Origin of the sequence: Streptomyces sp. NPDC005791 (genome assembly GCF_042871485.1) — a bacterium.
Lineage (GTDB): Bacteria > Actinomycetota > Actinomycetes > Streptomycetales > Streptomycetaceae > Streptomyces.
Map to the genome: position 1 here is coordinate 108851 of NZ_JBIAIP010000003.1, position 24860 is coordinate 133710.

General features: G+C 70.0%; 22 protein-coding genes and 1 riboswitch. Of the genes, 19 read left to right on the top strand and 3 right to left on the bottom strand.

Annotation, left to right across the window (positions count from 1 at the left end):
* Positions 1 to 4: 4 nt before the first annotated feature.
* Positions 5 to 946 carry a cation diffusion facilitator family transporter gene (locus ACFYSH_RS07665; RefSeq protein WP_359464956.1) on the bottom strand — a complete coding sequence of 314 codons (942 nt, stop codon included), beginning with the start codon at positions 944 to 946 and terminating at the stop codon, positions 5 to 7.
* A 182-nt stretch (positions 947 to 1128) separates the two neighbouring features.
* On the bottom strand, positions 1129 to 2118 hold the full coding sequence (galE, locus tag ACFYSH_RS07670; RefSeq protein WP_359464958.1) for a UDP-glucose 4-epimerase GalE: 990 nt from the start codon (positions 2116 to 2118) through the stop codon (positions 1129 to 1131).
* A gap of 300 nt (positions 2119 to 2418) precedes the next feature.
* On the opposite strand from galE, the gene ACFYSH_RS07675 reads away from it, so the two are divergent.
* The 18 genes from ACFYSH_RS07675 to ACFYSH_RS07760 all read left to right on the top strand — a co-directional run bounded on the left by ACFYSH_RS07675 (position 2419) and on the right by ACFYSH_RS07760 (position 22396).
* On the top strand, positions 2419 to 4170 hold the full coding sequence (locus ACFYSH_RS07675; RefSeq protein WP_388751355.1) for a DUF5941 domain-containing protein: 1752 nt from the start codon (positions 2419 to 2421) through the stop codon (positions 4168 to 4170).
* Complete coding sequence (locus ACFYSH_RS07680; RefSeq protein ID WP_388751357.1) at positions 4167 to 4904, top strand: sugar phosphate nucleotidyltransferase; 738 nt, start codon at positions 4167 to 4169, stop codon at positions 4902 to 4904. Before ACFYSH_RS07675 ends, ACFYSH_RS07680 begins: the two co-directional genes overlap by 4 nt.
* A complete protein-coding gene (locus tag ACFYSH_RS07685; RefSeq protein ID WP_359464966.1) occupies positions 4892 to 5953 on the top strand; it encodes an iron-containing alcohol dehydrogenase family protein in 1062 nt (353 codons plus the stop codon). The genes ACFYSH_RS07680 and ACFYSH_RS07685 overlap by 13 nt, the downstream gene beginning before the upstream one ends.
* The gene (locus ACFYSH_RS07690) at positions 5931 to 6710 is read left to right on the top strand and encodes a CDP-alcohol phosphatidyltransferase family protein (RefSeq protein WP_359464968.1); all 780 of its coding nucleotides are present in this window, start codon (positions 5931 to 5933) and stop codon (positions 6708 to 6710) included. The genes ACFYSH_RS07685 and ACFYSH_RS07690 overlap by 23 nt, the downstream gene beginning before the upstream one ends.
* Before the next feature lie 8 nt (positions 6711 to 6718).
* Complete coding sequence (locus ACFYSH_RS07695) at positions 6719 to 7591, top strand: glycosyltransferase (protein WP_359464971.1); 873 nt, start codon at positions 6719 to 6721, stop codon at positions 7589 to 7591.
* A 109-nt stretch (positions 7592 to 7700) separates the two neighbouring features.
* On the top strand, positions 7701 to 8630 hold the full coding sequence (locus tag ACFYSH_RS07700) for an ABC transporter permease (protein WP_359464974.1): 930 nt from the start codon (positions 7701 to 7703) through the stop codon (positions 8628 to 8630).
* On the top strand, positions 8623 to 9408 hold the full coding sequence (locus ACFYSH_RS07705; protein WP_359464976.1) for an ABC transporter ATP-binding protein: 786 nt from the start codon (positions 8623 to 8625) through the stop codon (positions 9406 to 9408). Before ACFYSH_RS07700 ends, ACFYSH_RS07705 begins: the two co-directional genes overlap by 8 nt.
* Before the next feature lie 389 nt (positions 9409 to 9797).
* Positions 9798 to 10712: a squalene synthase HpnC gene (hpnC, locus tag ACFYSH_RS07710; RefSeq protein ID WP_359465248.1), complete on the top strand. Its 915-nt coding sequence runs from the start codon at positions 9798 to 9800 to the stop codon at positions 10710 to 10712.
* Positions 10709 to 11662, top strand: a complete 954-nt coding sequence (gene hpnD, locus ACFYSH_RS07715; protein WP_359464980.1) for a presqualene diphosphate synthase HpnD — start codon at positions 10709 to 10711, stop codon at positions 11660 to 11662. The genes hpnC and hpnD overlap by 4 nt, the downstream gene beginning before the upstream one ends.
* A 115-nt stretch (positions 11663 to 11777) precedes the next feature.
* Positions 11778 to 13166 carry a hydroxysqualene dehydroxylase HpnE gene (gene hpnE / locus ACFYSH_RS07720; protein ID WP_388751361.1) on the top strand — a complete coding sequence of 463 codons (1389 nt, stop codon included), beginning with the start codon at positions 11778 to 11780 and terminating at the stop codon, positions 13164 to 13166.
* On the top strand, positions 13163 to 14266 hold the full coding sequence (locus ACFYSH_RS07725) for a polyprenyl synthetase family protein (protein WP_359464985.1): 1104 nt from the start codon (positions 13163 to 13165) through the stop codon (positions 14264 to 14266). Before hpnE ends, ACFYSH_RS07725 begins: the two co-directional genes overlap by 4 nt.
* 104 nt (positions 14267 to 14370) lie before the next feature.
* Positions 14371 to 16371, top strand: coding sequence for a squalene--hopene cyclase (gene shc / locus ACFYSH_RS07730; protein ID WP_388751363.1), 2001 nt, complete (start codon positions 14371 to 14373; stop codon positions 16369 to 16371).
* Between the two features lie 3 nt (positions 16372 to 16374).
* Positions 16375 to 17037 (top strand): 1-hydroxy-2-methyl-2-butenyl 4-diphosphate reductase, encoded by a 663-nt coding sequence (locus ACFYSH_RS07735; RefSeq protein WP_359464991.1) that lies wholly within the window; start codon positions 16375 to 16377, stop codon positions 17035 to 17037.
* A gap of 6 nt (positions 17038 to 17043) precedes the next feature.
* Positions 17044 to 18063, top strand: a complete 1020-nt coding sequence (gene hpnH / locus ACFYSH_RS07740; RefSeq protein WP_388751366.1) for an adenosyl-hopene transferase HpnH — start codon at positions 17044 to 17046, stop codon at positions 18061 to 18063.
* Positions 18064 to 18165: 102 nt separating this feature from the next.
* Positions 18166 to 20076 carry a 1-deoxy-D-xylulose-5-phosphate synthase gene (gene dxs, locus ACFYSH_RS07745; RefSeq protein ID WP_388751368.1) on the top strand — a complete coding sequence of 637 codons (1911 nt, stop codon included), beginning with the start codon at positions 18166 to 18168 and terminating at the stop codon, positions 20074 to 20076.
* Positions 20073 to 21467 carry an aspartate aminotransferase family protein gene (locus tag ACFYSH_RS07750; RefSeq protein WP_388751370.1) on the top strand — a complete coding sequence of 465 codons (1395 nt, stop codon included), beginning with the start codon at positions 20073 to 20075 and terminating at the stop codon, positions 21465 to 21467. Before dxs ends, ACFYSH_RS07750 begins: the two co-directional genes overlap by 4 nt.
* 70 nt (positions 21468 to 21537) lie before the next feature.
* The gene (locus ACFYSH_RS07755) at positions 21538 to 22158 is read left to right on the top strand and encodes an XRE family transcriptional regulator (RefSeq protein ID WP_359465002.1); all 621 of its coding nucleotides are present in this window, start codon (positions 21538 to 21540) and stop codon (positions 22156 to 22158) included.
* Positions 22159 to 22222: 64 nt separating this feature from the next.
* Positions 22223 to 22396 (top strand): DUF6126 family protein, encoded by a 174-nt coding sequence (locus tag ACFYSH_RS07760; protein ID WP_359465006.1) that lies wholly within the window; start codon positions 22223 to 22225, stop codon positions 22394 to 22396.
* A gap of 9 nt (positions 22397 to 22405) precedes the next feature.
* Here ACFYSH_RS07760 and ACFYSH_RS07765 read toward each other — a convergent pair whose 3' ends face one another.
* Positions 22406 to 23230 (bottom strand): tyrosine-protein phosphatase, encoded by an 825-nt coding sequence (locus tag ACFYSH_RS07765; protein ID WP_388751373.1) that lies wholly within the window; start codon positions 23228 to 23230, stop codon positions 22406 to 22408.
* 414 nt (positions 23231 to 23644) lie between these two features.
* Positions 23645 to 23803: riboswitch (cyclic di-AMP (ydaO/yuaA leader) on the top strand.
* A 3-nt stretch (positions 23804 to 23806) separates the two neighbouring features.
* On the opposite strand from ACFYSH_RS07765, the gene ACFYSH_RS07770 reads away from it, so the two are divergent.
* The gene (locus ACFYSH_RS07770; protein WP_388751375.1) at positions 23807 to 24733 is read left to right on the top strand and encodes a peptidoglycan DD-metalloendopeptidase family protein; all 927 of its coding nucleotides are present in this window, start codon (positions 23807 to 23809) and stop codon (positions 24731 to 24733) included.
* Positions 24734 to 24860 lie beyond the last annotated feature (127 nt).

The following is a 24860-nucleotide window of genomic DNA, read 5'->3' on the forward strand; positions in this document are numbered from 1 at the left end:
TGTTTCAGTGGCAGAGCCTGGCCTCGTGCTCGGCGTGCCCGCTGGGCTCCAGCTGAAAGGTGCAGTGTTCGACGTCGAAGTGGTGGCCGAGGCAGCCCTGCAGTTCGTGCAGGAGCTTCTCGTGACCGATCGAATCCAGCATCTCCTGCTGCACGACCACATGGGCGGACAGGACGGGCATGCCCGAGGTGATCGTCCAGGCATGCAGGTCGTGGACGTCCAGAACGCCGGGCAGGGCCGTGATGTGGGCACGCACCTCGTCCATGTCGACCCCCTTGGGCGCCGACTCCAACAGCACGTCGAGCGTCTCCCGGAGGAGCTTCACCGTCCGAGGGACGATCATGAGGCCGATCAGCAGTGAGGCCGCGGGGTCGGCCGCCTGCCAGCCGGTGGCCATGATGATGCCCGCGGAGACGATCACCGTCACCGAGCCCAGAGTGTCCGCGACGACCTCGAGATAGGCGCCCCGCACATTGAGGCTCTCCCGCTGCCCGCGCATCAGCAGGGACAGGGAGACCACGTTGGCCACCAGGCCGACGGCGGCGAACGCGACGGCCAGGCCGCCCCTGGTCTCCGCCGGGCTGACGAAGCGGTCGACGGCCTCGAAGACCAGATACCCCCCGACACCGAGGAGCAGCAGACAGTTGGCCAGTGCGGCGAGGATCTCGGCACGGGCGTAACCGAAGGTGCGGTTGGGGCCCGCGGGCCTGTTGGCGAAGTGGATGGCCAGCAGGGCCATGCCCAGCCCCAGCGCGTCGGTCGCCATATGGGCCGCGTCCGCGATCAGGGCGAGCGAGTTGGCGAGCAGCCCTCCGACGATCTCCATGACCATGACGCCGAGCGTGATGCCCAGGGCGATCCGGAGCCGGCCCCGGTACGCGGCGGCGGCCGTTCCCGTCGGAAGCGGGCCTCCGTGCACATGCCCGTGATCGTGGCCAGCCCCCATGCCAACGCCTCCGCCAACCCGTCGTATCTCTGTATGCCTCGGTCCGACCGGACGAACCGCGCCCGGTGCGGCCAGTGAACTACGGGGGAGGGGGAGCGGGCAACACGGTACTGAAAGCCGTTGTCATGTGCTCTGACCTGCGGAAACGAGTGCAGGTCAGAGCCGTGCGCGCGTGCCGGCTCTCACTGTGCGGCGGAGCGGGCCTCCGGGTGGCGCAGGCACCAGCCCTCCCAGGCGGACTCCACCATCTCGCGCATGCCGCGGTGCGCCGTCCAGCCCAGCTCCCCGGTCATCCGGGCGGCCGACGCGACCGCCTGCGCGGCGTCACCCGGCCTGCGCGGCTCGACCAAGGGCTCCGTGCGCAGCCCGGTGACCTCACCCACCAGTTCGGCCAGCCGGCGCACCGACACGCCCTCACCCCGGCCGATGTTCACGGTGAGGTCCCCGCCGTCCGGATGCGTGTCCAGATGCCGGGCGACGGCGAGGTGCGCGTCCGCCAGGTCGGCGACATGGATGTAGTCGCGCACACAGGTACCGTCCGGTGTCGGATAGTCGTCACCGAAGATCCGCGGCGCCTCGCCCCGTGTGAGCCGGTCGAAGAACATCGGTACGACGTTGAAGACTCCCGTGTCCGCCAGCCCCGGCTCTGTGGCCCCCGCCACGTTGAAGTACCGCAGGCAGGCCGTCGAGATGCCGTGGGCCCGGCCCGTCGCGCGCACCAGCCACTCCCCTGCGAGCTTGGTCTCGCCGTACGGGTTGATCGGCGCGCACGGCGTCTCCTCCGTGATGAACTCCACGTCGGGGACGCCGTACACCGCCGCCGACGAGGAGAAGAGGAAGCGCCGCACGCCGGCCGCGACCACGGCCTCCAGCAGCACGGCGAGCCCGGTCACGTTCTCCCGGTAGTAGAGCAGCGGCTTCTCGACGGACTCACCGACCTGCTTCTTCGCAGCGAGATGCACCACACCCGTGACGGCGTGCTCCGCCAGGACCCGGTCGAGCACCGCGCGGTCCGCGGCCGAACCCCGCACCAGCGTCACGTCCGCGGGCAGCCGCTCCTCGATACCCGTCGAGATGTCGTCGAGCACGACGACCCGTTCCCCGGCCCCTGTCATGGCCTGTGCCACATGTGCCCCGATGTAACCGGCCCCGCCTGTGATCAACCACGTCATGCAGGCAGCTTATGCGTTTCCCGGACGCGGTTTGTGGCTCGAGGCATTGATCGACAATGATGATCGTGAACGGCGCCGCATGATGGCCGATTCGCCCGAACGGAGCACAAACGGCCGGTGAACTCGGTCTTCCGTTCATCCGATAGCCTCAGCCGACGTGCCGTCGGCCCCGTACGGGCCGCATGTCGTGCCGTTCCCGTCAGCACCAAGGAGTGAGTTCGTCTGTCGACCGCCATTCTCACCGGTGCGCCGGTACCCGGGTCGTCGCTCGAGGACGATCTGCGGTCACTCGGCTTTGACGTGACTGCCGCAGCCGACGCCTCCGAGGCCGCCGAGCTGCTCGCCGCAGTCCCCGCGAGCCAGCGCGTCGCGCTCGTGGACCCCCGCTTCGTCGGCCATGTCCACGCCCTCAGGCTCGGACTCACCGACCCCCGCTTCGCCGCCGCGTCGATCCCCGGAGCGCTCACCGCGCAGCCCGAGGCCCGCCCCGCCCTGCTCCGCGCCCTACGTAGGGCCGTGGCCGCCGTCGGCGCCGGGAGCCCCGTCGCGCCCGGCGCGGCACCCGTCGCCGAGGACCGCACGGTGCCGGGCCGGCTGGCCGTGGCCCTGGACGCCGAGGGCACCGCCGTGCAACGCCCCGAGCTCGGTTCACTCACGGCCGCGGTACCCACCGAGCCCGACGAGCGGACCGCCGCGGGGGCCGCCGTGGCCGCCGTCGATGACGAGGCCGTACGGCTGCGCAGCGCGGTGAAGGCCCACGACGGCTTCTTCACCACGTACTTCATCAGCCCGTACTCCCGCTACATCGCCCGCTGGTGCGCCCGTCGCAACCTCACCCCGAACCAGGTCACCACCGCCTCGCTGATCACCGCGCTGATCGCGGCCGGCTGCGCGGCGACCGGCACCCGCGGCGGTTACGTCGCGGCCGGAGTGCTCCTGCTGCTCTCCTTCGTCCTGGACTGCACCGACGGGCAGCTCGCCCGCTACTCGCTGCAGTACTCGACGATGGGCGCCTGGCTGGACGCCACCTTCGACCGGGCCAAGGAGTACGCGTACTACGCGGGCCTCGCCCTCGGCGCCGCCCGCGGCGGTGACGACGTCTGGGTCCTCGCACTCGGCGCGATGGTCCTCCAGGCATGCCGCCATGTCGTCGACTTCTCGTTCAACGAGGCCAACCACGACGCGGTGTCCAACACGAGCCCCACCGCCGCGCTCTCCGACAAGCTCGACAGTGTCGGCTGGACGGTCTGGCTGCGCCGGATGATAGTGCTGCCCATCGGCGAACGCTGGGCCATGATCGCCGTGCTCACCGCCGTGACGACACCCCGGATCGTCTTCTACGCCCTGCTCATCGGCTGCGCCCTGGCCGCCTGCTACACGACGGCCGGCCGGCTGCTCCGCTCGCTGACCCGCAAGGCGCAGCGCACCGACCGCGCGGCCGGAGCACTGGCCGACCTCGCCGACTCCGGTCCGCCGGCCCAGGCCGTCGCCGCCGTGCTGCGGCGTCCCGGCGGCGGCTTCACGGCCCCGTTCCTGGCACTCGTCGGAGCGCTGGTCATGGTCGCCGCGGCACTGTTCGCCCCCTACGGCGGCTGGCTGACCGTGGGCGCCGCGGCGGCGTACGCGGCCGTCTCCGGACTCGCCGTCTCGCGGCCGCTCAAGGGCGCGCTCGACTGGCTCGTCCCGCCGGTCTTCCGTGCCGCCGAGTACTGCACGATCCTGGTACTGGCCGCCCGCAGTGATGTACCGCACGCCGTTCCCGCCGCATTCGGCCTGGTTTCGGCCGTCGCCTACCATCACTACGACACGGTGTACCGCATCCGGGGCGGCACCGGAGCGCCGCCCCAGTGGCTGGTGCGCACCATCGGCGGGCACGAGGGCCGGACGCTGGTCGTGGCCGTTCTCGCCGCCGTACTGACCCACGGTTCAGGTTTCACCACGGCTCTGACCGCACTCGCGGCCGCCGTGGCTCTGGTGGTGCTCGTGGAGTCCATCCGCTTCTGGGTGTCCTCCTCGGCCCCCGCCGTACACGACGAAGGAGAACTCGCATGATCGGCCTCGTACTGGCTGCCGGTGCCGGACGCCGTCTGCGTCCGTACACGGACACCCTGCCCAAGGCCCTGGTGCCGGTGGACGGTGAGAAGACGGTCCTGGACCTGACGCTGGCCAACTTCGCGGAGGTCGGACTGACCGAGGTCGCGGTCGTCGTCGGCTACCGCAAGGAGGCGGTCTACGCCCGCCAGGCCGAGTTCGAGGCGAAGTACGGCGTGACGCTGACGCTCATCGACAACGACAAGGCCGAGGAGTGGAACAACGCCTACTCCCTCTGGTGCGCGCGTGAGGTCCTGAAGAAGGGCGTCATCCTCGCCAACGGCGACACCGTGCACCCGGTCTCCGTCGAGAAGACGCTCCTGGACGCACGCGGCAGGGGCCAGAAGATCATCCTCGCCCTCGACACGGTGAAGTCCCTCGCGGACGAGGAGATGAAGGTCATCACGGAGGGCGACAAGGGCGTCCGGCGGATCACCAAGCTGATGGACCCGGCCACAGCGACCGGAGAGTACATCGGCGTCACGCTCATCGAGTCCGACGCCGCCGAGGAGCTCGCCGACGCCTTGAAGGCCACCTTCGAGCGCGACCCCGACCTGTACTACGAGGACGGCTACCAGGAGCTCGTGAACCGTGGCTTCACGGTCGACGTCGCGCCCATCGGCGAGGTGACGTGGGTCGAGATCGACAACCACGACGACCTCGCCAGGGGCAGGGAGATCGCGTGCCTGTACTGACCCGCCTCATCCCGTCCCCGGTCGTCGTCGACATCCGGCGCGGCGCGATGGACGATCTGGCCGGTCTCCTCGCCGACCAGCGGATCTCCAACTCCGGCAGGCTCGCCGTCGCCATAAGCGGCGGCTCGGGGCAGGCACTGCGCGAGAAGCTCTCGCCCTTCCTGCCCGGCGCCGACTGGTACTGCGTGGCCGGCGGCAGCATCGACTCCGCCGTGAAGCTCGCCGACGACATCAAGGGCAAGCGGTACGACGCCGTGGTCGGCCTCGGCGGCGGCAAGATCATCGACGTGGCGAAGTACGCCGCGGCCCGGGTCGGCCTGCCTCTGGTGTCCGTCGCCACGAACCTCGCCCACGACGGTCTGTGCTCGCCGGTGGCGACGCTGGACAACGACAACGGGCGCGGCTCCTACGGCGTGCCGACGCCGATCGCGATGGTCATCGATCTCTCCGTCATCCGCCGGGCCCCGGTCCGCTTCGTGCGTTCCGGCATCGGTGACGCGATCTCCAACATCTCGGCGATCGCCGACTGGGAGCTCTCGCACGAGGTCAATGCCGAGCAGGTGGACGGACTGGCCGCCGCGATGGCCCGTACGGCCGGCGAAGCCGTTCTGCGTCACCCCGGGACCGTGGCCGACGACAAGTTCCTCACCGTCCTGGCCGAGTCGCTGGTGCTCTCCGGGATCGCGATCTCGATCAGTGGGGACACGCGGCCGTCGTCCGGCGCCTGTCATGAGATCAGTCACGCCTTCGACCTGCTGTACCCGAAGCGCGCGGCCAGCCACGGCGAGCAGGTCGGCCTCGGCGCCTGCTTCGCCATGCACCTGCGGGGCGCGCACGAGGAGTCGCTGCACATGGCCTCCGTGCTGCGGCGTCACGGGCTCCCGGTGCTGCCCGACGAGATCGGCTTCACCGCCGACGAATTCGTGCGGGCCGTGGACTACGCCCCGCAGACGCGCCCGGGGCGCTTCACGATCCTGGAACACCTCAACTTGTCCATCGACCAGATCAGGGACGCGTACGCCGACTATGCAAAAGCCATCCATAGCTGAACTCCGTCCGGTCGTGCACCCTCCGGGTGTGAAGGACCGGCGCAGTGGCGAGCACTGGGCGGGGCGGCTCTACATGCGCGAGGTCTCGCTGCGCATCACCCGGCGCCTGGTGAACACCAAGGTCACGCCCAACCAGCTGACCTACGTGATGACCGTCGCCGGCGCGCTCGCGGCGCCCGCCCTGCTGGTCCCGGGCATCCCGGGCGCCCTGCTCGGTGTCCTGGCGGTCCAGCTCTACCTGCTGTTCGACTGCGTCGACGGCGAGGTGGCCCGCTGGAAGAAGCAGTACTCGCTGGCCGGGGTCTACCTCGACCGGGTGGCCGCGTACCTGTGCGACGCGGCGGTGCTGGTCGGCTTCGGCCTGCGTGCCGCCGACCTGTGGGGTCCGGGACGCATCGACTGGCTCTGGGCCTTCCTGGGCACTCTCGCCGCGCTCGGCGCCATCCTGATCAAGGCCGAGACCGACCTCGTCGGCGTCGCGCGCCACCAGGGCGGGCTGCCGCCGGTCAAGGAGGCCGCTTCCGAGCCGCGCTCCTCCGGTATGGCGTTGGCCCGACGTGCCGCCGGCGCGCTGAAGTTCCACCGGCTGATCCTCGGTATCGAGGCGTCGCTGGTCATCCTCGTGGTGGCCGTCCTCGACGTGGTCCGGGACGACCTGTTCTTCAGCCGCCTCGCGATCGCGGTCTTCGCCGGCATCGCCCTTCTCCAGACCATCCTGCACCTGGTGTCGATCCTGGCGTCCAGCAGGCTGAAGTGAGCTCACCCATGAAACTCGGCGCGGTCATCATCACCATGGGCAACCGCCCCGACGAACTGCGCGCCCTTCTCGATTCGGTCGCCCATCAGGACGGCGACCGGATCGAGGTGGTCGTCGTCGGCAACGGCGCCCCGGTCCCCGACGTCCCTCCGGGCGTACGGACCGTCGAACTGCCCGAGAACCTGGGTATCCCGGGCGGCCGTAACGTCGGGATCGAGGCGTTCGGCCCGTCCGGAGCCGATGTGGACGCCCTGCTCTTCCTGGATGACGACGGGCACCTGCCGAACACCGACACCGCCGAGCTCTGCCGGCAGGCGTTCGAGGCCGACCCGAAGCTCGGCATCGTCACCTTCCGCATCGCGGACCCGGACACCGGCGTCACCCAGCGGCGGCACGTGCCCCGGCTGCGTGCCTCCGACCCGATGCGCTCCTCCCGAGTCACGACGTTCCTCGGCGGCGCGAACGCCGTACGGAGCCAGGTGATCGCCGAGGCCGGTCCGCTCCCCGGCGAGTTCTTCTACGCGCACGAGGAGACGGACCTCGCCTGGCGGGCCCTGGACGCCGGCTGGAACATCGAGTACCGCGCGGACATGGTGCTCAACCACCCCACCACGGCCCCCTCGCGGCACGCGGTCTACCACCGCATGGTGGCCCGCAACCGCGTCTGGCTGGCCCGCCGGAACCTGCCCGCCCCGCTGGTACCCGTATACGTCGGCGTCTGGCTGCTCCTCACCTTGGTCCGGCGCCCCTCGCTCCCGGCCCTCAAGGCCTGGTTCGGTGGCTTCCGCGAAGGCTGGACCACCCCCTGCGGACCCCGGCGCCCGATGAGGTGGCGTACGGTATGGCGGCTGACCAGACTGGGACGGCCACCGGTGATCTGAGAGGCTTCTGCCTCTGAGACCATGAGCCGTATTCATTCCGTACGGGTACCTGTCCGCCTTGGCCGAGACCGCGACCGGCTGCGCATCGTGAAGACGAGAGTTCTTAACTGTGAGTGACACGACCCACGACGGCGGGATTGCGCTGAGCAGCCCGCCGTCCGCCGACCAGGGGCTCAACGCGTCCCAGCTGGCCGACAAGTACGGCTTGACGGTGAGCGGCGCCCGGCCCGGACTGTTCGCCTACATCCGGCAGCTCTGGGGCCGCCGGCATTTCATCCTGGCGTTCTCGAGGGCGAAGCTGACCGCGCAGTACAGCCAGGCCAAGCTCGGCCAGCTGTGGCAGGTGGCCACGCCGCTGCTGAACGCCCTTGTCTACTTCCTGATCTTCGGCCTGATCCTCGGCACGAGCAGGGGGATGAGTCATGAGGTCTTCGTCCCGTTCCTGGTGACCGGGGTCTTCGTCTTCACCTTCACCCAGAATTCGGTCATGGCCGGGGTGCGGTCCATCGCAGGCAACCTCGGCCTGGTCCGGGCCCTGCACTTCCCCCGGGCCTCGCTGCCCGTCTCGTTCTCGCTCCAGCAGCTCCAGCAGCTTCTGTACTCCATGGTCGTGCTGTTCGCTGTGGCGGTGGCCTTCGGCAGCTATCCCAGGCTGTCCTGGCTGCTGATCATCCCGGCCCTGGCCCTTCAGTTCGTGTTCAACACCGGCCTGTCGCTGGTCATGGCACGGCTGGGCAGCAAGACCCCCGACCTCGCCCAGCTGATGCCGTTCATCATGCGTACCTGGATGTACGGCTCCGGCGTCATGTTCTCCATCCCCGTGATGCTCGAGGGCAAGCCGCAGTGGATCGCCGACGTACTGCAGTACAACCCGGCGGCCATCTACATGGACCTGGTCCGCTTCGCGCTGATCGACGGCTACGGCTCGGAGAACCTGCCGGACCACGTCTGGGCCGTCGGGCTCGCCTGGGCGCTCGTGGTGGGCGTCGCGGGCTTCGTGTACTTCTGGAAGGCAGAGGAACGGTACGGCCGTGGCTGAGGAATCGTCCCAGGGACACATCCCCACCGTGATCGCGGACGACGTACACATCGTGTACCGGGTCAACGGCACGGGCGGTGGCAAGGGCAGCGCCACCGCGGCACTGAGCCGGATCATGCGCCGTGGCAAGGGCGAACCGCGTGGTGTGCGCAAGGTGCACGCGGTGCGGGGCGTGTCCTTCACCGCCTACCGCGGCCAGGCCATCGGACTCATCGGCACCAACGGCTCGGGCAAGTCCACGCTGCTGCGGGCCATCGCCGGGCTGCTGCCGACCGAGCACGGCAAGGTGTACACCGACGGTCAGCCGTCCCTGCTCGGTGTCAACGCGGCCCTGATGAGCGACCTGACCGGGGAGCGCAACGTCGTGCTCGGCGGCCTCGCGATGGGCATGAGCCGCGAGGAGATCCGTGCGCGCTACCAGGACATCGTGGACTTCTCCGGGATCAACGAGAAGGGCGACTTCATCACACTGCCGATGCGGACGTACTCCTCGGGCATGGCGGCGCGGCTGCGGTTCTCGATCGCGGCCGCCAAGAACCACGACGTCCTCATGATCGACGAGGCGCTCGCCACCGGTGACCGTAAGTTCCGGGTCCGCTCCGAGGAACGGATCCGCGAGCTGCGCAAGGAGGCGGGGACCGTCTTCCTGGTCAGTCACAACAACAAGACCATCAGGGACACCTGCGACCGGGTGCTGTGGCTGGAGAAGGGCGAGCTCCTGATGGACGGCCCCACCGACGAGGTGCTGAAGGCATACGAGCGGGAGACGGGCAAGTAGCGTCACGTGTGAGGTCCCCGCCGGAGAGCCGCGGCGGGGCTTCACGGTGTCCCCAGGGGGGATCTCCTCCCGGCGGATGAGGTCAAGTACCCCGGATCAGGGGAAGGTTGACACCGGCCGACGTGTGGCACGAGGAGGTGCCGCACCCCGGCGCGGCCCGGTGAGCTGTACAACGTAAGCTGTGACGGTGCCGATTCGCGGCCATGTGGGGTGATACGCCCCGGTGCATCGCCCGTTGTGCGCACGTCGCACTCGGCCGGACGAGCGGCGTGTCCGAAAAGGGATGTTTTGGGTCGGCAGTGTAGAACGGGAGATATGACGGCAATGATGGAAAATCTCCAGCTCCGACGTGGTTTTGCCGTCCCCGCGTCGGGTGGTCCGCAGTGACCATGACCCACCGGGCCGGCGCCGAAGCCGCCGCGACGGCCACGCTCGACAAGGCCGCCGACGAGAACTTCCCCGTGGCCCCCTTCTTCCTGCCCCGCGCCTGGCGCGACGACCTGATGGCCGTCTACGGATTCGCCCGCCTCGTCGACGACATCGGTGACGGCGATCTCGCGCCGGGCGGCGCCGACGCCCGCCACCTCGGCCTCGAACCCGGGCAGAGCGAGGACCGGCTCGCCACGCTGGACGCCCTCGAAGCCGATCTGCACCGTGTCTTCGCGTCCACCGGCGACGGCCCGCGCCACCCCCTGATGCGCGCCCTGCGCCCCACCGTGCGGCGCTGCGCGCTCACCCCCGATCCCTTCCTCGGGCTCGTCGAGGCCAACCGGCAGGACCAGAAGGTCCGCCGCTACGCGACCTACGGCGACCTGCTGGCCTACTGCGAACTCTCCGCCAACCCCGTCGGCCGCCTCGTCCTGCAGATCACCGGCACGGCGAGCCCCGAACGGATCCGCCGCTCCGACGCCGTCTGCACCGCGCTGCAGATCGTCGAGCACCTCCAGGACGTCGCCGAGGACCTCGGCCGCGACCGGATCTATCTGCCGGCCGAGGACATGGCCCGCTTCCACGTCGGCGAACCGGATCTGGCGGCACCGTCCGCAGGTGCGGCGGTACGCTCACTGGTCGCGTTCGAGGCGGAGCGAGCCCGTGACCTGCTGGCCGAGGGTGTTCCCCTGGTGGGCAGCGTCCAGGGCCGGCTGAAGCTGCTGCTCGCCGGATTCGTCGGCGGAGGGCGGGCCGCCCTCGGCGCGGTCTCCGCCGCGGGTTTCGACGTACTGCCCGGACCGCCCAAGCCCACCGCGCCCAGACTGCTGCGCGAAGTGGGAGACGTCCTGCGAAGAGCGCACAGAGAGGGATGAGCCGGACCGTGGAGGGACAGACGACGTACATGTCGGCACCGGTACAGGCCGCGTACAGCTACTGCGAGGCCGTCACCGGACAGCAGGCCCGCAATTTCGCGTACGGCATCAGACTGCTGCCGTACGAGAAGCGACAGGCCATGTCGGCGCTGTACGCCTTCTCCCGTCGGGTCGACGACATCGGCGACGGCGAGCTGGATCCGGAGACCAAGCACACCCGGCTGGAGGACACCCGGGCACTGCTCGACCGGATCCGGGACAACGCCGTCGACGAGGACGACACCGACCCGGTCGCGGTCGCCCTGGCCGACGCCGCACGGCGGTTCCCGCTGCCGCTCGGCGGCCTCGACGAGCTCATCGACGGCGTACTGATGGACGTACGCGGCGCGACCTACGAGACCTGGGACGACCTCAAGACGTACTGCCGGTGCGTCGCGGGCGCCATCGGGCGCCTCAGCCTGGGCGTCTTCGGGACGGAAGCGGGCGCTCCCGGCGCCGAACGGGCCGCGGAGTACGCCGACACCCTCGGTCTGGCGCTCCAGCTCACCAACATCCTGCGTGACGTCCGCGAGGACGCCGGCAACGGGCGTACGTATCTGCCTGCCGACGATCTCGCCAAATTCGGATGCTCCGCCGGATTCCACCGGGCCACCCCGCCCCCCGGGTCCGACTTCGCGGGCCTGGTGCACTTCGAGGTCCGGCGCGCCCGGGCACTCTTCGCCGAGGGCTATCGGCTGCTGCCGATGCTGGACCGGCGCAGCGGTGCCTGTGTGGCCGCCATGGCCGGTATCTACCGCCGTCTCCTCGACCGGATCGAACGCGATCCCGAGGCGGTTCTTCGCGGCAGGGTCTCGCTGCCCGGCCACGAGAAGGCGTACGTTGCGGTGCGAGGACTGTCGGGTCTCGACGCACGGTACATCTCACGGCGGACGGCCAGGGGGAGGGTCTGATGACGGGGCCGAACCGACCGGCCGGGCGGGCAACCCTTGACCGCTGCCCCGCGTCCCTGTCTGCGACGACGCGGTGCACGCCGCCGTCCGTGGCGGCACTGGGAAGGGAGCAGGCATGACCGGCCGGAGCCCTGGACCCTCCCGTGCGGTGGTTGTCGGCGGCGGCCTCGCCGGTGTCACCGCGGCGCTGCGTCTCGCCGACGCGGGCCTCGCCGTGACCCTGCTCGAGGGCCGCCCCCGGCTCGGCGGGCTCGCCTTCTCCTTCCGGCGCGGCGACCTGTCCGTCGACAACGGCCAGCACGTCTACCTGCGCTGCTGCACGGGTTATCGATGGTTCCTGGAGCGGATCGAGGGTGCCCACCTCGCCCCGCTGCAGGACCGCCTCGATGTGCCGGTGCTCGACGTGGGCCGGTCCGCCGGGCCGAGGCTCGGGCGACTGCGCCGCACCGGTCTGCCCGTCCCGCTGCACCTCGCCGGAGGGCTGGCCGCCTACCCGCACCTCTCGCTCGCGGAAAAGGCCGGCGTAGCCCGCGCCGCACTCGCGCTGGGCCGTCTCGACCCCGCCGACCCCGCGCTCGACGGCATCGACTTCGCCGCCTGGCTCCGCCGCCACGGGCAGTCGCAGCGCACCATCGAGGCCCTCTGGGACCTCGTCGGCGTCGCCACGCTCAACGCGACGGCGCCGAACGCCTCCATGGCGCTGGCCGCCATGGTCTTCAAGACGGGGCTGCTCTCCGAACCGGGGGCCGCCGACATCGGGTGGGCCGCCGTGCCGCTCGGGGACCTCCACGACACCCTCGCCCGCAAGGCGCTCGAATCGTCGGGCGTGGCGGTCCGTCTGCGTACCCGGGCCGGTTCCCTCACCCGCGCCGAGGACGGCTCATGGGCCGTCGAGACCGACGGCGAACGCTTCGAGGCGGACACCGTCGTCCTCGCCGTGCCGCAGGGCGAGACGCACCGGCTCCTGCCCGAGGGGGCCCTCGACGACCCCGGCCGGCTGCTCGACCTCACCGACGCGCCGATCCTGAACGTGCACGTCGTGTACGACCGCAAGGTGCTGCGCAAACCGTTCTTTGCCGCACTCGGCTCACCCGTGCAGTGGGTCTTCGACCGCACGGCGTCCTCCGCCCTCCAGGGCGGCGGGCAGTACCTCGCGGTGTCCCAGTCCGCGGCGCAGGACGAGATCGACCTACCCGTCGCCGAACTGCGCAAGCGTTATCTGCCTGAGCTGGAGCGGCTCCTCCCGGCGTCGCGAGGAGCCGGGATCCGCGACTTCTTCGTCACACGGGAGCGCACCGCGACCTTCGCACCGACGCCTGGCGTGGGCCGCCTGAGGCCGGGCACGCACACCCGCGCCCCCGGGCTGTACCTGGCGGGCGCCTGGACCGCCACCGGCTGGCCCGCCACGATGGAGGGCGCCGTCCGCAGCGGCCGCAGCGCCGCTGACGCCGCGCTCCGAGCCCTCGGCCGGACACAGGAACATCCGCTGCAGGAGGCGGCATGAGCATGACCACCGGAACAAGAGGAGAGTCTGTGACCCCGGCGAATCCGGCTTACGACACCGTGGCGGACCCCACGGACGTCACCGCGCTTCTGGAGCGCGGAAGGGCCCTGTCAGCGCCGGTGCTGCGAGCTGCCGTGGACCGGCTGGCGCCGCCCATGAACACCGTCGCGGCCTATCACTTCGGCTGGATCGATGCCCAGGGCCGACCGGCCGACGGCGACGGAGGCAAGGCCGTGCGTCCCGCACTGGCCCTGCTGTCCGCGGAGGCGGCGGGGGCCCGGGCGGAAGCCGGTATCCCCGGAGCCGTGGCCGTCGAACTCGTGCACAACTTCTCGTTGCTGCATGACGACCTGATGGACGGCGACGAGCAGCGCCGTCACCGCGACACCGTATGGAAGGTGCACGGCCCCGCCCAGGCGATCCTCGTCGGCGACGCGCTCTTCGCCCTGGCCAACGAGATCCTGCTGGAGCTCGGCACCGTCGAGGCCGGCCGGGCGGCCCGCCGGCTGACCACCGCCAGCCGCAAGCTGATCGACGGTCAGGCCCAGGACATCTCCTACGAGCACCGCGAGCGGGTCACCGTCGAGGAGTGCCTGGAGATGGAGGGCAACAAGACGGGCGCCCTGCTCGCCTGCGCCGTGTCCATCGGCGCCGTACTCGGCGGAGCCGACGACCGTACCGCCGACATCCTGGAGGCGTACGGCTACCACCTCGGCCTCGCCTTCCAGGCGGTCGACGACCTGCTCGGGATCTGGGGCGACCCGGAGTCCACGGGCAAGCAGACCTGGAGCGATCTGCGCCAGCGCAAGAAGTCCCTGCCCGTCGTGGCCGCGCTCGCCGCGGGCGGACCGGCCTCGGAGCGTCTGGGCGAACTGCTCTCCGCCGACGCCAAGAGCAGCGACTTCGACAGCTTCTCCGAAGAGGAGTTCGCCGCGCGTGCGGCACTCATCGAGGAGGCGGGCGGCCGCGAGTGGACCGCCCAGGAAGCCCGCCGTCAGCACGCGGTAGCCATCGAGGCGCTGCACGGCGTCGACATGCCGGAACGAGTGCGGGCGCAGCTCACCGAGCTCGCCGACTTCGTGGTCGTACGAAAGAGATGATCACCATCCAGATATGACTCGCAGTCGCCGACGGGCGCCCCACGGGGCGCCCGCCGACGGAGACCCCAGCACAGCAGAGGACCAAACTGCACGAAGGGGAAGCCATGACAGCGACGACCGACGGAAGCACCGGGGCCGCGAACCTCCGCGCAGCCTCGACCAGCGATCCGACCGAATCAACCGACACCGCACACGACACGTTCGTCGTCGCGCGGCAGGCCGCGGAACGCTCGGTGGAGCACCTCCTCGGCCGACAGGACGCGCAGGGCTGGTGGAAGGGTGACCTCGCCACCAACGTCACCATGGACGCGGAGGACCTGCTGCTCCGGCAGTTCCTGGGAATCCAGGACCCCGACACCGTCAAGGCCGCGGCCCGCTTCATCCGGGGCGAGCAGCTCGGCGACGGCACCTGGAACACCTTCTACGAGGGCCCGCCCGACCTCTCCGCCACCATCGAGGCGTACGTCGCCCTGAGGCTGGCCGGAGACCGGCCGGACGACCCCCATATGATCCGCGCGGCCGGCTGGGTCAGGGAACAGGGCGGCATCGCGGAGTCCCGGGTTTTCACCCGCATCTGGCTCGCGCTCTTCGGCTGGTGGAAGTGGGACGACCTCCCGGAACTCCCGCCGGAGCTGATGTTCTTCCCGAAGTGGGTCCCGCTCAACATCTACGACTTCGGCTGCTGGGCCCGCCAGACCATCGTGCCGCTCACCATCGTGTCCGCGAAGCGGCCCGTACGACCCGCCCCGTTCACCCTGGACGAACTGCACACCGACCCGGCATGCCCGAATCCGCCCAAGGCCGCTGCTCCCGCAGCCAGTTGGGACGGTCTCTTCCAGCGGCTCGACAAGGCGCTGCACCTCTACCACAAAGTCGCCCCGCGCGGACTGCGGCGCGTCGCGATGAACGCCGCCGCCCACTGGATCATCGAACGCCAGGAGAACGACGGCTGCTGGGGCGGCATCCAGCCACCCGCGGTGTACTCCGTCATCGCTCTGCATCTGCTCGGCTACGACCTCGACCACCCGGTCATGCGGGCCGGGCTGGAATCGCTCGACCGGTTCGCCGTGTGGCGTGAGGACGGCTCCCGCATGGTCGAGGCCTGTCAGTCCCCGGTCTGGGACACCTGCCTCGCGACCATCGCGCTCGCCGACGCGGGGGTGAGCCCCGACCATCCGGCGCTGGTGCGAGCGGCCGACTGGATGCTCGGCGAGGAGATCGTGCGGCCCGGCGACTGGTCCGTTCGTAAGCCAGAACTGGCTCCGGGTGGCTGGGCGTTCGAGTTCCACAACAGTAACTATCCGGACATCGACGACACCGCCGAAGTCGTCCTGGCGCTGCGTCGCGTCCGCCACCCCGACCCCGCCAGGGTCGAGGCGGCCATCGAACGCGGGGTGCGCTGGAACCTCGGCATGCAGTCACGCAACGGGGCCTGGGGAGCCTTCGACGCGGACAACACCAGCCCGTTCCCCAACCGGCTGCCGTTCTGCGACTTCGGTGAGGTCATCGACCCGCCGTCCGCCGATGTCACCGGACATGTCGTGGAGATGCTGGCCGTCGAGGGCCGGGCGCGGCATCCCCGCACCCGCCGGGGCATCGAGTGGCTGCTCGCCGAACAAGAGGCGAGCGGTGCGTGGTTCGGCCGGTGGGGCGTCAACTACATCTACGGGACCGGCTCCGTGGTGCCCGCGCTGATCGCGGCAGGGCTGCCGTCGACGCACCCCTCGGTGCGGCGGGCCGTCGACTGGCTGTACTCCGTCCAGAACGACGACGGAGGCTGGGGGGAGGACCTGCGCTCCTACCGGGAGGAGAAGTGGATCGGCCACGGAACCTCCACCGCTTCCCAGACCGCTTGGGCGCTTCTCGCCCTCCTGGCCGCGGGGGAGCGGGAGAGCAGGTCCGTGGAGCGAGGAGTCACCTGGCTCGCGGAGACCCAGCAGGCCGACGGTTCCTGGGACGAGCCGCATTTCACCGGGACCGGGTTCCCCTGGGACTTCTCCATCAACTACCACCTGTACCGGCAGGTCTTCCCCCTCACCGCACTCGGCCGGTACGTGCACGGCGATCCCTTCGCCGCCGCCGCCGGTACCGGCAAGGGAGCCTGATCGATGGGTGGGGCACAGGAGCCGCCCGGTCCCACCACACCGCTGCTGATCGCGTGCGCGCTCGGCATCGAGCGCTTCGCCCTCCGCACCGGAAGGAGGGGCAGCGGTGCCCCGGGCCCCGGCCCGGTGAGCATCATCAGGTCGGGGATGGGCCCCCGGGCGGCGGAGAACGCCGTCCGGGTCGCGCTGGGACAGCACGGGGCCGGAGGCACCGCGGTCATGGCCTCCGGCTTCTGCGCCGGGCTGGAACCCGGTATGCACCCAGGTGATCTCGTGGTGGCCGAGGAGACCCGGGACCCCGGCGGTACCACGGCCTGCACCGGCACCGGCCTGCTGGTCGACGCGCTGGTCAGGGCGGTACCCGGACGTACGGTCCACACTGGCCCGCTGAACGGCTCCGGACACGTCGTCCGAGGGCCGGAGCGGGCCGGACTCCGGGCCACCGGTGCCATCGCGGTGGACATGGAGTCCGCCGCCACGCTGCGCACCGCCGTGCGGACAGGGCCACGCCCCGTTGCCGCCGTACGGGTGATCGTGGATGCTCCAGAGCATGAACTCGTCCGTATCGGCACGGTCCGCGGTGGAATATCGGCATTCCGCGTTCTTCGTGCCGTGCTTCCGGCGTTTCATGAATGGCACCGATCTTTGCTGCTCCCCAGGAGGTGAGCCCAGATGGCCATGCCGCTCCGTCAGTCCATCAAGGTTGCGACGTATCTCGTCGAACAGAAACTCCGCAAGCGGGAGAAATTCCCACTGATCGTCGAGCTGGAGCCCTTGTTCGCCTGCAACCTGGCGTGCGAGGGCTGCGGGAAGATCCAGCACCCGGCCGGAGTGCTCAAACAGCGCATGCCGGTCGCGCAGGCGGTCGGGGCGGTGCTGGAGTCGGGTGCCCCGATGGTCTCCATCGCCGGCGGCGAGCCGATGATGCACCCGCAGATCGACGAGATCGTCCGTCAGCTGGTGGCGAAGAGGAAGTATGTCTTCCTCTGCACCAACGCCATGCTGATGCGTAAGAAGCTCGACATGTTCACGCCGTCCCCCTACTTCGCCTTCGCCGTGCACATCGACGGACTGCGGGAGCGGCACGACGAGTCGGTCGCCAAGGAAGGTGTCTTCGACGAAGCCGTGGAGGCGATGAAGGAGGCCAAGCGACGCGGCTTCCGGGTGACGACCAACTCGACCTTCTTCAACACCGACACCCCGCAGACGGTCATCGAGGTGATGAACTTCCTCAACGACGAGATGAAGGTCGACGAGATGATGATCTCGCCCGCCTTCGCCTACGAGAAGGCCCCCGACCAAGAACACTTCCTGGGTGTCGAGCAGACCCGCGAGCTGTTCAAGAAGGCCTTCGCGGGCGGCAACCGGAGCCGCTGGAGGCTCAACCATTCCCCGCTCTTCCTCGACTTCCTCGAAGGCAAGGCCGACTTCCCCTGCACGGCCTGGGCGATCCCCAACTACTCGCTCTTCGGCTGGCAGCGGCCCTGCTATCTGATGAGCGACGGATACGTCCCCACCTACCGGGAGCTCATCGAGGACACCGACTGGGACAAGTACGGCCGCGGCAAGGACCCGCGCTGCGCCAACTGCATGGCGCACTGCGGATACGAGCCCACCGCGGTGCTCGCCACCATGGGGTCCCTGAAGGAATCCCTGCGAGCGGCCCGGGAGACCGTCGGCGGGAACCGCTGATGCCATGAGTGCGGGTCCGGAAGGCGGGAAGGGGCCGGAGCCCCGTCGGGGTTCCGGCCGTGACCGTGGGCCCGAAACAGGACCAGGGAGAGGGACCCGGGCGTGACGCTGCTGGAATCCATCAAGGAGCCGCAGGACCTCAGGACACTGAGCCCACCGGAAGTGGGCGAACTCGCCGCAGAGATCAGGACCTTCCTCGTCCGGGCCGTGACGAGGACGGGTGGTCACCTCGGCCCCAACCTAGGGGTGGTCGAGCTCACCATCGCCCTGCACCGGGTCTTCGACTCACCCGTTGACCACATCCTGTGGGACACGGGGCACCAGAGTTACGTGCACAAGCTGCTGACCGGGAGGCAGGACTTCTCCGGGCTGCGGGGCAAGGGCGGCCTCTCCGGCTATCCCTCCCGCGCGGAGTCCGCACACGACGTCATCGAGAACTCCCACGCCTCCACCGTGCTCGGCTGGGCCGACGGCCTCGCCAAGGCCGACGAGGTGCTGGGGCGCCGACGTCATCTGGTGGCGGTCATCGGTGACGGGGCCCTCACCGGCGGCATGGCCTGGGAGGCGCTCAACAACATCGCGGCGGCCGGCAACCGCCCCCTGATCATCGTGGTGAACGACAACGAGCGCTCGTACGCCCCCACCATCGGCGGCCTCGCCGAACACCTCGCCACCCTCCGGACGACCGACGGCTACGAGCGTTTCCTGACCTGGGGCAAAGGAGTGCTCCAGCAGACTCCCGTCATCGGACAGCCGCTGTACGGGTCGCTGCACGGCGCCAAGAAGGGTTTCAAGGACACCTTCGCACCCCAGGGCATGTTCGAGGACCTGGGCCTCAAGTACCTCGGTCCGGTCGACGGGCACGACACAGCGGCGGTCGAGTCCGCGCTGCACCGGGCCAAGCGCTTCCACGGGCCGGTGCTGGTGCACTGCATCACCGAGAAGGGCCGCGGCTGTCTGCCGGCCCTCGCCGACGACGCCGACCGCTTCCACACCGTCGGCAGGATGAACCCGCTGACCTGTGAACCGCTCGTGGTACCCGCAGCGGCGTCCTGGACCTCGGTGTTCGGTGACGAGATGGCGGAGATCGGCGCCGAGCGCCCGGACGTCGTCGCGATCACCGCGGCGATGCTGCAGCCGGTCGGTCTGACCCGGTTCGCGGAGGAGTTCCCCGACCGGATCTGGGACGTCGGAATCACCGAACAGCATGCGGCGGTCTCCGCCGCGGGGCTGGCCACCGGCGGTCTGCACCCGGTCGTCGCCGTGTACGCGACCTTCCTCAACCGGGCTTTCGACCAGGTGCTGATGGACGTCGCCCTGCACGGGTGCGGGGTGACGTTCGTCCTTGACCGGGCGGGTGTCACCGGGGTGGACGGCCCGTCGCACAACGGCGTGTGGGACATGTCCGTGCTCCAGGTCGTCCCGGGGCTCCGGATCGCCGCCCCGCGCGACGCCGACCGGTTGCGTGAGGAACTGCGGGAGGCCGTCGACGTCGACGACGCGCCGACGGTGATCCGGTTCCCCAAGGAGCCGGTGGGCGAGCCGATCCCGGCCGTCGGCACGATCGGAGGGATGGACGTCCTGCATCGTGCACCGGACCCCGACGTCCTGCTGGTGGCCGTAGGGGTACTCGCCCCGCTCTGTCTGCAGACCGCGGACCTGCTCGCCGGCGCCGGCATCCGCTGCACGGTCGTCGACCCGCGCTGGGTCAAACCCCTGGACGAGCAGCTGCCCGTGCTCGCCGCACAGCACGGGCTGGTAGCAGTCGTCGAGGACAACAGCCGGGCGGGCGGGGTCGGCTGGGCCGTCGGACAGGCACTGCGGGATGCCGGCGTCGACGTACCGCTGCGGTCGTTCGGCGTCCCCGAGAGGTTCCTCGCGCACGCCGGACGCGGTGACGTACTCGCGGAGATCGGGCTCACGCCGGTGGAGATCGCCGGACGCGTCAGCACGGTGCTGGAGCGCCGCGCGGCGGCGGGTGAGCGGATCAGGCCGAAGGAGAACGGGGCATGAAGGAAGAACAGCCGGGTTTCGACCTGGCGCGGCTCCTCGCTGAGCGAGGCGCCGAACGCTACGAGCTGCACACCCGACACCTCAACCATCAGCTGCCGCGGATGCTCCACACCCTCGGTTTCGACAAGGTCTACGAGCGAGCGGAAGGCGCGCACTTCTGGGACGCGGAAGGCAACGACTACCTCGACATGCTCGCAGGCTTCGGCGTGATGGGGCTCGGCAGGCACCACCCCGTCGTACGCCGGGCGCTCCACGACGTCCTGGACGCCTCGCTCGCGGACCTCACCCGCTTCGACTGCCAGCCGCTGCCGGGACTGCTGGCCGAGAAGCTGCTGTCGCACAGCCCGCACCTGGACCGGGTGTTCTTCGGCAACAGCGGCACGGAGGCGGTGGAGACCGCTCTGAAGTTCGCCCGGTACGCCACCGGCAAGCCCCGGATCCTCTACTGCGAGCACGCCTTCCACGGGCTGACGACCGGCTCGCTCTCCGTCAACGGGGAGAAGGGCTTCCGGGACGGCTTCGCGCCCCTGCTGCCCGACACCGCCATCACGCTCGGCGACCTCGACGCACTGCGGCGCGAGCTGAAGCGCGGTGATGTGGCAGGGCTGGTCGTGGAGCCGATCCAGGGAAAGGGCGTCCACGCCGCACCGCCCGGCTTCCTGCGGGAGGCGCAGGAACTGCTGCACCGGCACAAGGCCGTGCTCATCGCCGACGAGGTGCAGACCGGGCTCGGCAGGACGGGGGACTTCTACGCGTACCAGCACGAGGAAGGGGTCGAGCCCGATCTGCTCTGCGTCGCCAAAGCGCTCTCCGGCGGGTACGTACCGGTCGGTGCGACGCTCGGCAAGGACTGGATCTTCAAGCGCGTCTACTCGTCCATGGACCGGGTCCTCGTCCACTCCGCGAGCTTCGGGTCCAACGCCCAGGCCATGGCGGCCGGGCTCGCCGTCCTCACCGTCATGGAGCAGGAGGAGACCGTCGCGAACGCCCGTCGCACCGGTGATCTGCTGCGCGGCCGGCTCGCCGCGCTCGTCGGCCGCTACGAGCTGCTGCACGAGGTGCGCGGGCGCGGGCTGATGATCGGCATCGAGTTCGGCCGGCCGTCGTCCCTCAAGCTCCGCAGCCGCTGGGCGATGCTGCAGGCGGCCCGCAAGGGTCTGTTCGCGCAGATGGTGGTGGTGCCCCTGCTGCAGAAGCACCGGATCCTCACCCAGGTCTCCGGTGACCATCTGGAGGTGATCAAGCTGATTCCGCCGCTGGTCATCGGCGAACCGGAGGTCGATCGCTTCGTCGCCGCCTTCACCGCCGTCATGGACGACGCGCACAGCGGGGGCGGGCTGATGTGGGACTTCGGCAGGACCCTGGTGAAACAGGCCGTCGCCAACCGCTGAGTACGGGCGCACTCTTTGCCTCAGAGGTAAGTTATTTGCCTCAGGGGAAAGATCCTGGCCCAATGGACCTATGAATCCTCCCGACAGCGGGGTGGCCGACGAGATTCCGGGGATCGCGCCACGCCTGCGCGACCTGCGCCGCAACCGTGGCCTCACCCTGGAGGCCGCGGCCGGCCGGGCCGGACTCTCCCCGGCCCACCTCTCCCGGCTCGAGACGGGCCGCAGACAGCCCTCGCTGCCGATGCTGCTCGGCCTCGCCCGTGTCTACGGTACGACTGTCTCGGAGCTCCTGGGCGAGATGCCTCCCGAACGTGACGCGATCGTCCGCGGCGGCCCGCTCGAGGGCACTCCGGGCGGCGCCGGCGCGGGCGGCTGGCTCTACCGGCAGGCGGGCGGATCGGGACGCGCCATGCAGGCGCTGCGCGTCCGCGTCCCGTACGGGACCGAGGGGGATCTCGTACGCGTCCACCCCGGGGAGGAATGGCTGTACGTCCTCGACGGCCGACTGCGGATCGTGCTCGGGGAGACCGTGCACGACCTCGATCCGGGTGACAGCGCGCACTTCGACTCGCTGACCCCCCACCGGATCGCGGCACTCGACACCGGTGGGGCGCGCCTGCTCTTCGTCCACACGCTGCTGCAGAGTCCGGCCGCCGAGTTGTGCCTGGGTAACGGAATCCATCGGCTCTGATCCCGCGCGTCCCCACCGGGCGCCCTTCGCCACCCCGGCCTGTGTGCCGGAAGAGAGGACTGCCATGTCCGATTCGGAGTACTACGACCCGCTCACCCCGCGCAAGCCGAAGAGTGCGGACACCCAGGAGCGGCGGATGCCCCGGGGGGTCGTGATCCGGCTCTTCGCCTACCTGGTGGCCGGGCATGTCATCGCGGCCTTCCTCTTCCTCCTCTTCACCGTGGCAGGCGAAGGCTGAGCGCCGGCGTCACGCGCCCTCGACGAGGCGCTCACGCAGCTTCGCGCGGGTCTCGTGGCTGATCTTCAGCCCTTCGAGGAGGTAGCGGTCCGTGCCGCCCCATATGTCCTCGATGGTGGCGAACGCCGCGTCGAGGTACTCGGCGTGGGCGCCGAAGAGCGGATTGAGCAGCTCCATCACCTCGTCGGACATTCCTGCCGACGAGGTGTCGCTGCGCCGTACCCTGTAGCGCCGGTGCGCGTCGTTCGACTTGAGGTAGTCGGCCTCGATCGCTTCCCTCTCCACGCCGACCGCGAGCAGTGAGACCGCGACCGACAGGCCCGCCCGGTCCTTGCCCGCCGCACAGTGCATCAGCGCCGGCAGGCTGTCCTCGGCCAGCGCGTGCAGGACACGGCTGTGTTCGGCGGTGCGGTCCTTGATGATCGAGCGGTACGAGGCGACCATCCGCTCCGTTCCCCTGCCGTCGGCCAGGATCGAGCGGAGTTGCTGGATGTTCCCGTCGCGCACCAGCCGCCAGAACTCCGCGCCGTCGGCCGGGTCGGAGAGGGGGATGCTGACATTCCGGACGCCGGGCAGCTCCACGTCGTGACCGTCGAGCTTGTGGTCGGCGGCGTTGCGGAAGTCGAAGACCGTGTGCAGGCCGAGCCCGGCGAGGAAGGCGGTGTCGGCCTCGGTGGCATGCGCGAGATGGCCGCTGCGGTAGAGGCGCCCGTAGCGGACGGTGCGGCCGTCCACGGTCGGGAGTCCGCCGACATCGCGGAAGTTACGGACACCGGTCAGGTGGACGTCCGTCGGGTCGGGGCCGACCGGCGGGACCTCTGGCAGCTGCGTCACAAGGGCTCCTGGAGTGTCGGGCGTCGGCGCCGCTCGCCGACGGAGGCACGCCCGCGACGATACGACATGCCCCGTCGGGCAATCGTCCATGGTGCTGTGACTTCGGTCCGCTCGATGAGTCGACACCCACGCCATGTCCGTATTGGTGCAATTAGTGGAACGTGCCCTATTTATGCGGGAGATGGATCGGGGCGGGTGAGCGGGATCATATCCGTGACGGTGCGTGGTGAAGATCCCGAGGTGTATTCCGGACGCCGTGCGGAATGCCAAGATCCGTGCTCCACGGAGTGTGACGGTAATTTCGTGCCGGAATTGAAGCGCCTATTCCGGTTCGCAATCCGTGGCTTGTTCACGGCGTCCCGGCTCGCTTACGGTCACGGTCAATCCGGACGGAACGCCTAATCCTGCCGCCGCCCGGAATCCGCACCGACTCACGTGTGGCAGGAGCGGGGGAACCAGGTAGGCCGCCGACCGGAGGGATCCGGTACGGCTCGGGGTCAAGTCGCGCGTCGCGCGGCCGGGCATCTCCAGTCCGAACCCGACAGCTCACCTCGCAGGCGCCGGAGAGGAAATCCCATGCCCGCAAAAGGCAAGCACCGTCGTATGAAGTCCGGCCCGATCGCCCGAGGCGTCCTTGCCGCAGGGACCGGCGGCGCCGTTCTCGCCCTTCCGTTGATCGGCGCCACCGGCGCCCATGCTGCGGAGCAGTCCGCGCCGGCCGTGCAGAGCGCCTCCGCCTCGGCGGCGAAGAGTTCTCCCACGACCTACTCCGTGGTCTCCGGGGACTACCTGGCGAAGATCGCGGCCGACAAGAAGGTCAAGGGCGGCTGGCAGAAGCTGTACCAGGACAACCGTGACGTCGTCGGTGAGAACCCGAGCCTGATCCTCCCGGGCATGAAACTGACCCTCGGCGCCAAGGCGTCCGCCTCCGCCGAGAAGTCCGCCGAGGCCGCGCCCTCCGAGGCCGCCACCCCGTCGACGGCCAAGTCCGCCGCTCCGGCCGAGAAGCCGGCCGCCGCCACCGAGAAGCCGGCCGCCGCCACCGAGGAGGTGGCCGCGAAGACCACCGACTCCGGTGCGTCGGAGAGCACCGGCTCCGGCTGGGCCGCCCCGGTCGAGAACCCCAACGTCACCACCCAGTACCGCGCCTCCGGCGCCAGCTGGTCCAGCGGCTACCACACGGGCTCCGACTTCCAGGCCGCCTCCGGCACGAGCGTCCGGTCCATCGGACCGGGCACCGTGGTCTCCGCCGGGTGGAGCGGCTCGTACGGCAACGAGGTCGTCATCCAGCACAGCGACGGCATGTACTCCCAGTACGCCCACCTGTCCTCGCTCGAGGTGTCGGCCGGCCAGACCGTCACCGGCGGCCAGCAGCTCGGCCTCTCCGGCTCCACCGGCAACTCCACCGGCCCGCACCTCCACTTCGAGGTCCGGACCGGCCCGAGCTACGGCTCGGACGTCGACCCGATCGCCTACCTGCGGTCGCACGGCGTCGCCATCTGAGGTGGAGGAGTGGGGGGGGGGGGGGGGGGGGCCCCCCCCCCCCCCCGAAAAAGGGTTATTGAAAAAAAAAAAAAGGGTTGTTTTTTTTACAACACAAAAACAACAAAAAAATAGCGAGGGGACAAAT